General features: G+C 38.4%; 13 protein-coding genes. 8 read left to right on the top strand and 5 right to left on the bottom strand.

Translation table 11 applies throughout. From position 1 onward, the window contains the following. Positions 1-37: 37 nt before the first annotated feature. Complete coding sequence (locus N8A89_RS01700; protein WP_289644825.1) at positions 38-1,369, top strand: MFS transporter; 1,332 nt, start codon at positions 38-40, stop codon at positions 1,367-1,369. 43 nt (positions 1,370-1,412) lie between these two features. Here N8A89_RS01700 and N8A89_RS01695 read toward each other — a convergent pair whose 3' ends face one another. Genes N8A89_RS01695 through N8A89_RS01680 form a run of 4 tightly spaced genes read right to left on the bottom strand, consistent with a single transcriptional unit; the run spans position 1,413 to position 4,432 of the window. Continuing rightward, positions 1,413-2,138: a head GIN domain-containing protein gene (locus N8A89_RS01695; RefSeq protein ID WP_281540698.1), complete on the bottom strand. Its 726-nt coding sequence runs from the start codon at positions 2,136-2,138 to the stop codon at positions 1,413-1,415. 21 nt (positions 2,139-2,159) lie between these two features. Further along, a complete protein-coding gene (locus N8A89_RS01690) occupies positions 2,160-3,251 on the bottom strand; it encodes a DUF4097 family beta strand repeat-containing protein (RefSeq protein WP_281540697.1) in 1,092 nt (363 codons plus the stop codon). A gap of 60 nt (positions 3,252-3,311) precedes the next feature. Further along, complete coding sequence (locus N8A89_RS01685; RefSeq protein ID WP_281540696.1) at positions 3,312-3,878, bottom strand: hypothetical protein; 567 nt, start codon at positions 3,876-3,878, stop codon at positions 3,312-3,314. After that, positions 3,878-4,432, bottom strand: a complete 555-nt coding sequence (locus N8A89_RS01680; RefSeq protein WP_289644824.1) for an RNA polymerase sigma factor — start codon at positions 4,430-4,432, stop codon at positions 3,878-3,880. Before N8A89_RS01680 ends, N8A89_RS01685 begins: the two co-directional genes overlap by 1 nt. 277 nt (positions 4,433-4,709) lie before the next feature. On the opposite strand from N8A89_RS01680, the gene lon reads away from it, so the two are divergent. Both lon and cmk read left to right on the top strand, forming a co-directional pair. Further along, on the top strand, positions 4,710-7,160 hold the full coding sequence (gene lon / locus N8A89_RS01675; protein WP_281540694.1) for an endopeptidase La: 2,451 nt from the start codon (positions 4,710-4,712) through the stop codon (positions 7,158-7,160). 78 nt (positions 7,161-7,238) lie between these two features. Continuing rightward, positions 7,239-7,934, top strand: coding sequence for a (d)CMP kinase (cmk, locus tag N8A89_RS01670; protein ID WP_289644823.1), 696 nt, complete (start codon positions 7,239-7,241; stop codon positions 7,932-7,934). 91 nt (positions 7,935-8,025) lie between these two features. Here cmk and N8A89_RS01665 read toward each other — a convergent pair whose 3' ends face one another. Beyond that, entirely contained in the window at positions 8,026-8,406 is a 381-nt protein-coding gene (locus tag N8A89_RS01665; protein WP_281540693.1) for a LysM peptidoglycan-binding domain-containing protein, read from the bottom strand. Between the two features lie 266 nt (positions 8,407-8,672). On the opposite strand from N8A89_RS01665, the gene rpsA reads away from it, so the two are divergent. From rpsA to N8A89_RS01640, 5 genes are all read left to right on the top strand, one after another. Next, positions 8,673-10,541 (top strand): 30S ribosomal protein S1, encoded by a 1,869-nt coding sequence (gene rpsA / locus N8A89_RS01660; protein ID WP_289644758.1) that lies wholly within the window; start codon positions 8,673-8,675, stop codon positions 10,539-10,541. A gap of 137 nt (positions 10,542-10,678) precedes the next feature. Continuing rightward, positions 10,679-11,218: a bifunctional pyr operon transcriptional regulator/uracil phosphoribosyltransferase PyrR gene (gene pyrR / locus N8A89_RS01655; protein ID WP_281540692.1), complete on the top strand. Its 540-nt coding sequence runs from the start codon at positions 10,679-10,681 to the stop codon at positions 11,216-11,218. Positions 11,219-11,221: 3 nt separating this feature from the next. Further along, positions 11,222-12,151, top strand: coding sequence for an aspartate carbamoyltransferase catalytic subunit (locus tag N8A89_RS01650; protein ID WP_281540691.1), 930 nt, complete (start codon positions 11,222-11,224; stop codon positions 12,149-12,151). A 4-nt stretch (positions 12,152-12,155) separates the two neighbouring features. Continuing rightward, positions 12,156-12,488 carry a ribonuclease Z gene (locus N8A89_RS01645; protein WP_281540690.1) on the top strand — a complete coding sequence of 111 codons (333 nt, stop codon included), beginning with the start codon at positions 12,156-12,158 and terminating at the stop codon, positions 12,486-12,488. Continuing rightward, positions 12,485-13,393 carry a ribonuclease Z gene (locus tag N8A89_RS01640; protein ID WP_281540689.1) on the top strand — a complete coding sequence of 303 codons (909 nt, stop codon included), beginning with the start codon at positions 12,485-12,487 and terminating at the stop codon, positions 13,391-13,393. The genes N8A89_RS01645 and N8A89_RS01640 overlap by 4 nt, the downstream gene beginning before the upstream one ends. The last annotated feature ends 51 nt before the right edge of the window (positions 13,394-13,444 follow it).

The following is a 13,444-nucleotide window of genomic DNA, read 5'->3' as shown; positions in this document are numbered from 1 at the left end:
AGCCGTGGTCAACTGACCGCGGCTTTAATTTTTTTAGATGACCAAAACAATTGCCCTAAAGGGTAGTAAAAAGCTTTTGAACGCTTGGGCCTTTTATGATTGGGCAAATTCTGTATATAGTTTGGTCATAGCCTCCGCTATTTTTCCAATTTTCTATGGCGCCTTATTTCGGATTTCAGAAATTGAAAAAGTAACCGTTTTTGGAGGAGAGATTGCTCGGGCACCATTAATCAGTTATGTTACATCACTTGCATTTGTTTTCATTGCCATAATCACACCTTTGGTGTCGGGAGTGGCAGATTATTTAGGGAATAAGAAAATATTCATGCAGTTCTTCTGCTATTTAGGCGGAATCTCCTGTATTGGCCTGTATTGGTTTTCCTTGGAGAACATTTATTTTGGTTTGGTTTGTTATTTCTTCGGTCTAGTGGGTTTTTGGGTCAGTTTTGCAATTAATAATTCGTATTTGCCTGATGTAGCTTTTCCGGAACAGCAAGACAGCATAAGCGCAAAAGGATTTTCCCTTGGATATATAGGCAGTGTTATCCTACTACTTTTCAATTTAGCCATGGTAATGAAGCCGGAAGTTTTTGGAATTACTACGGATGAAGCTGGCGTGGCAGAAATCAAGGCAATGAAATACTCGTTCATATCGGTGGGTATTTGGTGGATAATTTTTGCACAGTATTCATTTTACCATTTACCCAAGGGTTATAAGAAGGATGGCGCAAGAAAGAATATTATACTGAATGGATTCAAAGAACTAAAGGGAGTATGGTTTCAATTAGGCGAAGAAATAAAATTAAAAAGATATTTAGCTGCTTTTTTCGTCTACAGTATGGCGGTACAGACGGTTATGCTGATTGCCGCTTATTTTGGTGAAGAGGAAATAGCCTGGGGTTCTGATAGCGAACGTACCACGGGTCTTATTATAAGTATCTTGGTCATACAGCTAGTCGCTATTGGAGGAGCAACGGTTACGGCCTGGGCATCAAAGAGTTTTGGTAACGTTAAGACATTGATTGTGGTCAATGCCTTATGGATAGTCATTTGTATTTATGCTTATTTTTTAATAACCCCAACTGACTTTTATATAGCTGCTGGTTGTGTGGGAATCGTTATGGGGGGCATTCAAGCACTCTCCAGATCTACTTACTCTAAGTTTTTGCCCAAAACAACGGATACGACCTCATTCTTTAGCTTTTACGATGTTGCCGAAAAAATAGGTATTGTCATCGGAACTTTTCTGTACGGTTTTGTGGCACAATTTACAGGTAGCATGCGAAACGCCATTATATTTCTGGGCTTGTTTTTTTTGGTCGGAATGTTACTGTTGATTCGAGTGAAGGAAATAAAAAAGCCCCTTTAAAAAAAGAGGCATTCCAGTTGCTGATTGTTCGCTATTTTGATTATTATCCTTTTGATATATCTCCGGAACCGGAAGTTTTGGTATCCAATTTTTCTGGATTTCCCTTGTAAGTAATATCGCCTGAACCGGAAACTCTTGCCTTTAGCATTTTATTTGCGGTTACTTTGATATCCGCGGAACCGGAAACCGTAGCATCTACATTGTCCGCTTCCATATCGAAAGCTTTTATATCTCCGCTTCCTGAAATAGTAGCTTCAAAGTCTTTTGTTCTTCCTGAAAAGGTAATATCACCTGATCCCGACATACTGGCCTCTACAGAATTTGCATTCACATCTAACGTTATATCGCCGGAACCGGACATCGCTGTGCTGAGTCTATCAGTTTTGATGGTGGTCTTGCCCACAATATCCCCTGAGCCAGATAGCGCAACGGAATTGATGCTTTCTACGGGTACCGTAATTCGAATACCACTGTTCCAATTTGAAGGTTTAAGATTAACTCCTTTTTCGGTCTTAATGACCAGCTTACCATCTTTTACTTCAGTTTTTATGTATTCCAATAAGTTGGATTCCCCTTCCAAGGTCAATTCTCCTTCTTGACCATCCACCAAGTCAACATCAAACCAACCTGATACAGAAACAGCATCATAATTTCCTGTAGTACGGTCAATCGTTACTTTATCCCCGTTACCTTTTATGGTTTTTCCCCATTGTGCCGAGCAGGAAATGGTGACTAATAATAATAGTGTTAAGGCTCCTAAATTTTTCATTGTGTTAATTGTTTTAGATTGTTATTTTTTAGTAAAAGTTATTCCTCCGTATTCGCTATTTAATGTAATCATATTTCCACTTCCATTGCTTCCATAATAACCTTCGTAATGTTTGGAAGATGATTTTTCCGTACTTATGTTCATCTCAAAATCGTTTTTGCCGCTAACCCCAGCATAATCCGTTGATATATTAAAGTTAAAATGATAGTCGGGATTGTAACCAATTTTTACTCCGGTATAATCGGTTCTTATAGATACGTTTCCTGCATCTGGGGCGAGTTCATCGATTCTAATGGATCCGTAATCCGCCACAATGTCCACATTACCATGAATAGTGCCCAATTTAATCGTAATATAATCGCCATTTCCTTTAACATTATTCGCTTCTTCGACCTCCATAGTGCCGTAATCACTACTATAATCCAGGTTTTCCATTTTTCCTATGCTCGCATTGGTATAGTCGGCATTCACCTTTAAATCTCCCGCTTTGTCAATAGTAAAACCGGAGTAGTCGGCCTTGATTTCTCCACTATTTATATAACCAATGGTTGATTTGGAAGTATAGTCAAAATTAAGTTGATTGTTTCTGCCTTGCAGTTCCCCAATCTCCAATCTTCCATAGTCGCAATTTATTTTTGCGTGGCCATCTATGCGGTCCAATATGATATTGCCATAATCATTATTGAGGTTTAAACTATTTTTAATGGGCACCTTTATGGTATAATTGATCTGCATATTTACATTATTGTTCTTTCCCCAATTCCATCCCCAACTTCTGTTCTTTTCACCATAGGTGGTTTTGGCATAGACCATACTGTTAGAGGCCTCAAAATCTACAGAAATTTCATCCAGCTTATTTTGGACTTTTTCTTCGTTGTTGCCATTGGTCTTAATATGTACTTCGATGACCACTCTATTTTCATTCCAAGAAGTTAGGGTGAGATTACCGTAATTGTTGTTCACTTTTAGAAGTGCATCGGAATTTACGTTAAACTCTTTTTTAATCGTTTTTTCCTTGGTGTACTTCCCTCTGATTTTTCCATCATTTGCCGTTATCAATGCCGGACTGATTAGCAATAATAGAAGGGTATATTTAAATAGTAAAGTTTTCATTTGTATATTTTTTTTAATTGGTCAAATGTAATTCGCCATAAATCTGTTTGCTATAAGGGATCAAATTATCTCCTGGCTCATTTCATCATTATGATTTTTTAAATTTTTAATTGTTTCGATTTGACTTAAAACATCGTTCAATAAGTCGATTCTTGTTTGAAAATTGGTAATCATTGCACTCAGGATGAGCTTGCTATTACCTCCTTTTAAAAGTTCCTGTTCAAGTTTATTATAATCCAATTTCAAATCCGCAAGCTGTGCCATAGTATCCGAAATTATTTTTTGTGTTTGCGGAGAACTTTCGGCTTCCAACTCCTTTACCTGTTCTTCGATAAGGCTGGCAAAATAGAATTGTGCATTGGATACCTCCGGAGAAATTTGCGCTAAGCGCTCCTCAATAGTTGGTTCCGAAAACAATTGGCCAAAAACGACTCCCAACAAAAGGGCGATGGATGCGGCTATAGAGAGTGGTTTCCACCAAATAAACTTCTTACGGTTAATCTGGACAACACCATTAGAGCTTTTAAGTTTTTCCAAAAACCTTTGCTGGTGTCCCGTATTCGGCTCTTCGGTGTCAAAGCTGCCTCTCAGTTCAGCGAATAATTTCTCTAAATTATCTTTTTCCATCAGTTTTCAATTAACATTTTTTTTCTTAAACTTTCTTTTGCCCTAGAAATGGTGGTTCTGCAGTTTGCATAACTCATATTCATAATGGCCCCAATTTCCTCATAATCATACCCCTCTATTAAATGTAAGGTCAAAGAAATTCTGTAATTATCTTTTAAACGTTTCATGGTTTCCATCACTTTTTGAGCCTTTTGATCAGTAAACACATGATCCGAAGTAATTCCGTCATTATCTTCGACCTTGTACATTATATCTTCGAGGGCAACTTCGTTTTTTTTACGTTGCTTTCTATAATGATAAATACTTCTGTTTACCACAATCCGTTTTAACCAGGCCCCGAATGCAACTTCACCTTTGAAAGTATCCAGTTTCGTAAACGCGTTTAAAAACGATTCCTGCATAACATCTTCCGCTTCGGCGCTATTCTTTACAATGCGTAAGGCCGTATTGTACATGGCCTTGTAATACCTGTTGTAAACTTCTAGCTGTGCACTTTGATTTCCGTCCATGCACGATTGCAATAATGCATCAATATGTACTTTTTTCTGGCTCAAAAAGCGATTGGTTTGTCTTAGAGATAACCCAATTTACAGATTGTTACAGTTTGATGAAAAAGATTTGATGTTAATCATTTTATGTGCATAGCTTATTGGAGCTGATGGAATGAATTTCACTTTCAATCAAGGTTGGCACAAGAATTGAAATATAGAGTATGATAAAAAGTGCTATTTGCCAATATGTTCTGTGCGTAGGGCTTTAAACTTATTTTTTTAATTTTTATAAAATGAACTCATCTGTTGTTTTAATGACAGAATGACCGATATATAGTAGATGGGAGATTCTAAATTTGCAAATTTTGACAATATGTCCTTACAAGGAATTGATGAAGAATCCGAGTTGATTCCATTGTTAACTCCGGAGGACGAAGAACAAATGAATAGTGAAGTATTACCGGAAACCTTACCGATTTTACCTTTGCGTAATACCGTTTTGTTTCCCGGGGTAGTAATTCCTATTACAGCGGGGCGGGATAAATCTATTCGTTTGATAAAGGATGCCAACAATGGCTCCAAGGTAATTGGCGTAGTTTCCCAAAAGGATGAGGAAACCGAAAACCCAGATGTTAAGGATATAAATACTTTGGGAACCGTCGCTCGCATTCTGCGGGTATTACAAATGCCAGATGGTAATACTACCGTAATCATTCAGGGCAAAAAGAGGTTTGAAGTGGCTGAAGTGCTTACTAAAAAACCTTATTTGACGGCTACTGTGAGAGAGACGAAGGAGATAAGGCCAGATAAGAATAGTAAGGAGTTTTCAGCGATAATCGAGTCAATTAAGGATTTGGCACTCAAAATTATCCGAGATAATCCCAACATTCCAAGTGAGGCTTCTTTCGCCATTAAAAATATTCAAAGCGATTCCTTTCTTATCAACTTTGTTTCTTCCAATCTTAATTTGGATGTCAAGGCCAAGCAGGAACTGCTGGAAATTGGAAATCTCCAGGAGCGGGCTTTGGCCACACTGAAGTATATGAACGTGGAGATGCAGAAGTTGGAATTGAAGAACGACATACAATCGAAAGTTCGTAGCGATTTAGACCAACAACAGCGGGAATATTTCTTACACCAACAAATGAAAACGATCCAAGAGGAATTGGGTGGGGTTTCTTATGATGATGAGCTAGAGGAGATGCGTGCTAAGGCCAAGAAAAAGAAATGGGGCAAGAAAGTTAAAGAACACTTTAACCGCGAATTGGCAAAAATGCAGCGGATGAATCCGCAAGTAGCGGAGTATTCCATTCAGCGTAACTACTTGGATTTAATTCTGGACTTGCCATGGAACGAGTACTCCAAGGATAAATTTGATCTGAAACGTGCGGAAAGAATTTTGGACCGTGACCACTATGGTCTAGAAGATGTAAAGCGAAGAATTATTGAATACCTGGCGGTTTTGAAGTTGCGGAACGATATGAAATCTCCAATTCTTTGTCTATATGGCCCTCCTGGTGTGGGTAAAACTTCTTTGGGCAAATCGGTGGCGGAAGCTTTGGGAAGGGAATATGTCCGTATTTCACTCGGAGGGCTTCGTGACGAAGCAGAAATTAGAGGCCATCGAAAAACATATATCGGTGCCATGCCAGGGAGGATTGTTCAGAGTCTAAAAAAGGCGGGTACATCTAATCCTGTTTTTATCTTGGATGAAATTGACAAACTTTCAAGTAGCAATCAAGGTGACCCCTCTTCCGCCATGTTGGAAGTTTTGGACCCAGAGCAGAATAAAGAGTTTTATGATAATTTCCTGGAAATGGGCTACGACCTCTCTAAGGTCATGTTTATTGCAACGGCCAATAATCTTTCGACCATACAACCTGCTTTAAGGGATCGAATGGAAATTATAAATGTGAGTGGTTACACGATTGAGGAAAAAGTGGAAATCGCTAAAAAACACCTATTGCCGAAACAGCTTAAGGAACATGGGTTGGACACCTCGCATATTAAAATAGGAAAACCGCAGTTGGAAAAAATCGTTGAAGGTTACACACGCGAATCAGGTGTACGTTCTCTGGAGAAACAGATTGCTAAAATGGTAAGGTACGCGGCAAAATCCATCGCTATTGAGGAAGAATATAATATTAAAATCACGAATGAGGATGTTGTTAAAATTTTAGGTTCGCCTAAGATGGAACGCGATAAGTATGAGAACAATCAAGTAGCTGGAGTTGTAACCGGACTGGCATGGACCAGTGTTGGGGGAGATATCCTTTTTATAGAATCTATTTTATCCAAGGGTAAGGGTACCTTGAGCATTACCGGTAATCTAGGTAAGGTAATGAAGGAGTCCGCTACCATTGCCATGGAATATATAAAATCCAACGCGGACCGATTTGGTTTAGATTCTTCAATTTTCGAAAAATATAACGTCCATATCCATGTGCCGGAAGGAGCTACTCCAAAAGATGGCCCTAGTGCAGGGATAACCATGCTCACCTCATTGGTGTCTCTGTTCACACAGCGAAGAGTAAAGAAAAGCTTGGCCATGACAGGGGAAATAACCCTACGTGGCAAGGTCTTGCCCGTAGGAGGTATAAAGGAGAAAATTTTGGCTGCTAAGAGAGCTCGAATAAAGGAAATTATACTTTGTGCGGATAACGAAAGGGACGTAAAAGAGATTAAGGAATCCTATCTAAAAGGTTTGACTTTTCATTACGTAAAAGACATGCACGAGGTCATAGATATAGCGCTGACCGATCGCAAAGTCAAGAATGCCAAAAAACTATAGTGAAATTAGAGCCTGTCCCCGTGTGGATAAGTGTTAATTCTCCCTACTTTTATTAAAACTGAAATAAATTCAGCATAAATGAAGAAAATAACTATAGCTGTTGATGGCTTTTCCTCTACGGGAAAAAGTACCCTTGCCAAGCAACTAGCAAAAGTTCTGGGATATGTCTATGTGGATACAGGGGCTATGTACAGGGCCGTTACCTTATTCGCCATGCGCAACGGTTTAATTGGAGGGGAGCGGGATAATATTAGCGCTTTGATAAAACTATTACCTAAAATTCAATTAAAATTTAAGTACAACGAAGCATTGGGATTTTCGGAGATGTATCTCAACGGTGAAAATGTTGAAAAAGAAATTAGAACTTTGGATGTTTCCAAAAACGTGAGTAGGATTGCTGAAATTGAACAAGTGCGCTATAAGCTTGTAGATATGCAAAAGAAAATGGGCAAGGAAAAAGGAATAGTAATGGATGGTCGTGATATAGGTACCGTTGTTTTTCCTGATGCTGAACTTAAAATCTTCATGACCGCTTCTCCAGAAAAAAGGGCTCACAGAAGGTACAAAGAGTTATTGGATAGAGGTGAAAATGTAAAATATGTGGATGTATTGGAAAATGTCGAAAAAAGGGATTATATAGACTCCAACCGAGAGTTTTCACCGCTAAAAAAAGCCGAGGATGCCATTGAATTTGATAATAGTGATATGGGGCTGAAGGAGCAATTTGAGCGTATCCACAATTATGCATTAAGAGTAATTGAAAAGCAAGAATAAAATTCTTCTTAGGCGTGCCTTTATTGGAAATGCATATAAAAAAATGCCGCTGAATAATCAGCGACATTTTCTATGTCTAATTTAGAACTTCTTATGGATTTGGAATCACCAACACTTGATCAGGATGAATAACATCTGGATTACTCAGGATATTGGTGTTAGATGAGAAAATCTGCTTATACTTCATAGCGTCTCCATAATAGTGTTTAGCTATTTTACTGAGTGACTCACCACTTTTTACTACATGCCTGTGATAAACAGAACTATCCTCAACGGTTATATTTGCTTTTATATCAGATGGATTTTCACCTCCAACAGCTTTAATTTTATCCCAAATTAAATCCTTTTCATAAGGTGTTTTTGCTTCTCCTTTAATTTTTAGTACACCACCTTCTTCGGTAACCTTTCCGTCTTTTATACCTAATTGCTCACCAAGGTCCAAAACCCCTTGGTACTTTGCTTTAACGCTCATAATACTGTTTTTAATGGTTAATATTTTAATGAGTGAAAGATAATCATATTTGGAATGATTTCAATTAAAAATGTGGTAAAGTCTATACGCTGAATCGGGCTAGTCATTCAATTGTTTGTTAATAAAAAATTTAGTTGTATTTTTGCACTCCTTTTTTGGCAAACTATTTGGAGAGAAAAAGGATTGATAAAAAGACGTAATAACTACTTCTGTAACAATTGTCTAACTCCAATACATTTACAGAATACAAATTTTAGGCTAATAGAATGGCTGAAGAAAAAAAAGAAGCTGAAGCGGTAGAAACTGCAACGGCAACAACTGAAACTACGGAAGTAGTTCAAGAAACAAAAGAACAGGCTCCTGTTCAAGATCCAAAAGAATTTCTAGAAAACTTTAATTGGGAAAAATACGAGCAAGGTATTGAGCGTGTTGATGATTCCAAACTTAAAGAATTCGAGGAGTTGGTTGCCCAGAATTTTGTTGATACTGCAGATGAGGAAGTAGTAACCGGTACAGTGGTATATCTTACTGAGAGGGAAGCCATCATCGATATCAACGCAAAATCAGAAGGAGTTATCTCCTTGAACGAATTTCGTTACAATCCAGATTTAAAGGTTGGTGACAAAGTTGAGGTTCTTATCGACATACGTGAGGATAAAAGCGGTCAATTAGTACTTTCACACAGAAAAGCTCGTACGATTATGGCTTGGGACCGTGTGAATGCTGCGCATGACAAGGAAGAAATCGTAACTGGTTTTGTAAAATGTAGAACCAAAGGAGGTATGATTGTGGATGTTTTCGGTATCGAGGCATTCTTACCAGGTTCACAGATAGATGTTAAGCCTATTCGTGATTACGATCAGTATGTAAATAAAACAATGGAATTTAAGGTGGTGAAAATCAACCATGAATTCAAAAACGTTGTTGTATCTCATAAAGCGCTTATTGAAGCGGATATTGAAGAGCAGAAAAAGGAGATTATCAGCCAATTGGAAAAAGGACAGGTACTGGAAGGTATTGTTAAAAACATTACTTCCTATGGTGTCTTTATCGATCTTGGAGGTGTTGATGGTCTTGTACATATTACGGACCTTTCTTGGAGTAGAATCAACCACCCGAACGAGGTTGTTGAACTAGACCAGAAATTAAACGTTGTAATCCTTGATTTTGACGAAAATAAATCTAGAATACAATTAGGTCTTAAGCAATTGGAAAAACATCCTTGGGAAGCCCTAAGCGATGAAATAAAAATTGGAGATAAGGTTAAAGGTAAGGTAGTCGTAATTGCTGACTACGGTGCATTTATCGAGGTTGTAGAAGGTGTTGAAGGTTTGATACACGTATCTGAAATGTCTTGGTCTACGCACTTGCGTTCCGCTCAGGATTTCGTGAAGGTTGGTGATGAAGTAGATGCAGTGGTATTGACCTTAGATCGTGAAGACCGCAAAATGTCGCTAGGTATCAAACAATTGACGCCAGACCCATGGACGGATATTACCACTAAATATCCTGTAGGTTCTAGACATAAAGGTATCGTCAGGAATTTCACCAACTTCGGTGTCTTTGTAGAATTGGAAGAAGGTATTGATGGATTAATTTATATCTCGGACCTTTCTTGGACCAAGAAGATTAAACATCCATCTGAGTTCACCAATGTAGGTGATACTTTAGAGGTTGAGGTATTGGAATTGGATGTAGAAGGCCGTAAATTAAGTTTAGGCCATAAGCAAACCACTGAAAATCCTTGGGACAAATACGAAAAGGAGTTTGCCTTGGATACGGTTCATACTGCTAGCATCACAGAAATTGTGGATAAAGGAGCTACGATAGACTTTAACGAGGATATTACGGCATTCGTTCCTCAACGTCACTTGGAAAAAGAAGATGGTAAAAAGCTAGCAAAAGGCGAAGAAGCGGAATTCAAGATTATTGAATTCAATAAAGACTTTAAGCGTGTTGTTGCCAGTCATACCGCCATTTTCCGAGAGGAAGAAAAGCGTAATGTAAAGGCAGCCGTTAAAAGACAAGCTGCTTCGGCGGATGAGGCTAAACCAACTTTAGGTGATGCTAACGATGCTTTACAAGCATTAAAGGATAAAATGGAAGCTGCTGATTCTAAGAAAAAGAAAAAGTAATTCGATAATATCCAATAATCTAATATGATTACAGAGCCCCGACCGATAAGGTTGGGGCTTTTTGTTTCTGGGAAGTTACTGAACATTATTTGAGAGAATTCCCTATTTTTGTCTTGCTAAAATGTGGATGGACTAATATGGGTCAAAAAGTACTACTTTCCTCAAAAGAAATCAATATCATCCTACATCGTTTGGCTTGCCAACTGCTTGAAAATCACTTGGATTTTAAAAATACGGTTATCATTGGAATTCAACCAAGAGGAATTTATGTAGCCGATAGACTGTGTAAAATCTTAAAAGAGGAATACGGTATAAAGAAAATAGACCTAGGCTTTCTGGATATCACTTTTTATCGGGATGATTTTAGAAGGGGCGATAAGACTCTGGAGGCGACCAAGACCAAAATAAATTTTCTAGTTGAAGATAAGAAAGTTGTACTTGTGGACGATGTCCTTTACACCGGGAGAAGCATCAATGCCGCTTTAACCGCTTTGCAGTCCTTCGGGAGACCTTCCGAAGTAGAATTATTGATATTGATAGATCGCCGGTTTAGTAGACACTTGCCCATACAACCCAATTACAGGGGAAGGCAGGTAGATGCAATTGATGACGAAAAAGTGAAGGTTCTTTGGAAAGAAAACGATGGTAAAGATGTCATATATTTGGTTAATAGGTAGATAATGAGCGAATTAAGTGTAAATCACTTGCTGGGTATAAAATATTTAAAGGAGTCGGATATTCAACTCATTTTTGAAACTGCGGACCACTTTAAAGAAGTTATTAATCGTTCTATAAAAAAAGTCCCCTCTTTAAGGGATATCACTATAGCAAATATATTTTTTGAGAACAGTACCAGGACCAAACTTTCCTTTGAATTAGCAGAAAAGCGGCTGTCCGCAGACGTGCTTAATTTTTCGGCAAGTCAGTCTTCGGTTAAAAAAGGAGAAACCTTAATAGATACGGTCAATAATATACTCTCCATGAAAGTAGATATGGTGGTTATGCGCCATCCAAACCCGGGAGCAGGTATTTTCTTGGCGAAACATGTTAAGGCTTCTATCATAAATGCTGGGGATGGGGCACACGAACATCCAACCCAGGCCTTGTTGGATTCGTACAGTATCCGGGAGAAATTGGGAGATGTTTCTGGAAAGAATGTGGTTATCGTTGGAGATATCCTACATTCGCGAGTAGCATTGTCCAATATTTTCGCTTTGCTTCTTCAGGGTGCTAATGTAAAAGTTTGTGGACCAAAAACCCTCTTACCTAAACACGTAACTTCTTTAGGTGTGGAAGTGGAGACCAATTTGAGAAAGGCTTTGGAGTGGTGCGATGTGGCAAATATGCTGCGGATACAGAATGAAAGGTTAGATATTAGCTATTTCCCCACGACTAGGGAGTATACCCAACAATATGGTGTCAATAAGGCGTTATTGGACAGCTTAAAGAAGGAGATTGTTATCATGCACCCAGGTCCGATAAATAGAGGGGTGGAAATAACCAGTGATGTGGCCGATTCCAAGCAATCCATTATATTGAACCAAGTAGAAAACGGAGTCGCTATTCGCATGGCCGTGATTTATTTATTAGCTTCTAAAATCAAACAATAGTATTATGATTTTTGATAGAGATGGCAATACCACGATAGTTTATCAGGAAAAAAAGGACCTAACAATTTTTCTTAAAAATTTAGAAAAGGAATATCCAAAACTTAAGAACGATAATCTTATTATTAATCTTTTTTCTTTTGAACAACTAACTTCCAATGATGTAATGGAATTTCTTCAGATTTCCAACCAACATAGGGCTAATGATAAATCCTTTGTTCTGGTAACAGAAAGGGTTTCTTATGATGAGGTGCCAGAGCAAATCGCAATAGCGCCGACTCTTCAAGAGGCAAAGGATATTATTGAGATGGAGGAGATTGAAAGGGATTTGGACCTGTGAAATTAACTATTCTAGGTTGTTACGCAGCTACACCAAGAACCTTGACCAACCCGACGTCCCAAGTCTTGGAAATCAAGAACCACATGTTTCTTGTGGATTGTGGAGAGGGCACCCAGGTTCAACTACGTAAGCATAAAGTAAAATTTTCTAGAATCAACCATATTTTCATTTCCCACCTTCATGGAGACCATTTTTTTGGACTTCCTGGTCTGATATCAACATTTAGGCTTTTGGGCAGGGAGAAAGAGATGCATATTTATGGGCCCAAGGGAATTAAGGAAGCCATTACCTTATTGTTAAAGTTGGGGGATTCTTGGACGAATTATCCGCTCCGCTTTCATGAACTCACCTCCAAGGACGGCGAGGTAATCTATGAGGACACAAAGGTAAGTGTAGAAACAATTCCCTTGGATCATAGAATTTACACAAACGGTTTTCTATTTAAAGAAAAGCTCGGGGAGCGTAAACTGAATGTTGATGCAGCTGTAAAGTACAAGATTGATAAGGCTTATTTTCAAAATATTAAAAATGGTAAGGATGTAGTACTCGATACAGGTGAGGTGATTTCTAACGCGAATCTTACTTTTGATCCACCTAAGCCCAAATCCTATGCTTTTTGTAGCGATACGGCCTATAAACCGGATATTGTTCCGCAGATAGAGAAAGCTACTGTACTTTACCACGAAGCAACTTTTTTAGAGTCCGAAGCACATTTATCCGCAAAGACCAAACACGCAACTGCAAAAGAGGCTGCTACCATTGCTAATGCTGCGAGTGTAGAAAACCTGATTCTAGGTCATTACTCTACTAGATACAAGTCGATTGAATTGTTTAAAGAAGAGGCATCAGTTATTTTTCCAAATACCCTTTTGGCGGAAGATGGTAAATCTTTTGACTTTTGGTAATCAGTCTTGCGCAACCTTATTCCAGATCATCCATCTATTTAAAAAACAAAG

Origin of the sequence: Maribacter aestuarii (assembly GCF_027474845.2) — a bacterium.
In the GTDB taxonomy this organism is placed as follows: domain Bacteria; phylum Bacteroidota; class Bacteroidia; order Flavobacteriales; family Flavobacteriaceae; genus Maribacter; species Maribacter aestuarii.
This window is presented reverse-complemented; position numbering and strand designations above follow the sequence as displayed.

Bases quoted from the DNA above. Each gene is read 5' to 3' on its own strand.
- lon (WP_281540694.1), top strand. From the start codon at position 4,710: ATGGGAGATTCTAAATTTGCAAATTTTGACAATATGTCCTTACAAGGA.
- cmk (WP_289644823.1), top strand. From the start codon at position 7,239: ATGAAGAAAATAACTATAGCTGTTGATGGCTTTTCCTCTACGGGAAAA.
- N8A89_RS01700 (WP_289644825.1), top strand. From the start codon at position 38: ATGACCAAAACAATTGCCCTAAAGGGTAGTAAAAAGCTTTTGAACGCT.
- N8A89_RS01690 (WP_281540697.1), bottom strand. From the start codon at position 3,251: ATGAAAACTTTACTATTTAAATATACCCTTCTATTATTGCTAATCAGT.
- N8A89_RS01645 (WP_281540690.1), top strand. From the start codon at position 12,156: ATGATTTTTGATAGAGATGGCAATACCACGATAGTTTATCAGGAAAAA.
- N8A89_RS01695 (WP_281540698.1), bottom strand. From the start codon at position 2,138: ATGAAAAATTTAGGAGCCTTAACACTATTATTATTAGTCACCATTTCC.
- pyrR (WP_281540692.1), top strand. From the start codon at position 10,679: ATGGGTCAAAAAGTACTACTTTCCTCAAAAGAAATCAATATCATCCTA.
- N8A89_RS01685 (WP_281540696.1), bottom strand. From the start codon at position 3,878: ATGGAAAAAGATAATTTAGAGAAATTATTCGCTGAACTGAGAGGCAGC.
- rpsA (WP_289644758.1), top strand. From the start codon at position 8,673: ATGGCTGAAGAAAAAAAAGAAGCTGAAGCGGTAGAAACTGCAACGGCA.
- N8A89_RS01665 (WP_281540693.1), bottom strand. From the start codon at position 8,406: ATGAGCGTTAAAGCAAAGTACCAAGGGGTTTTGGACCTTGGTGAGCAA.
- N8A89_RS01650 (WP_281540691.1), top strand. From the start codon at position 11,222: ATGAGCGAATTAAGTGTAAATCACTTGCTGGGTATAAAATATTTAAAG.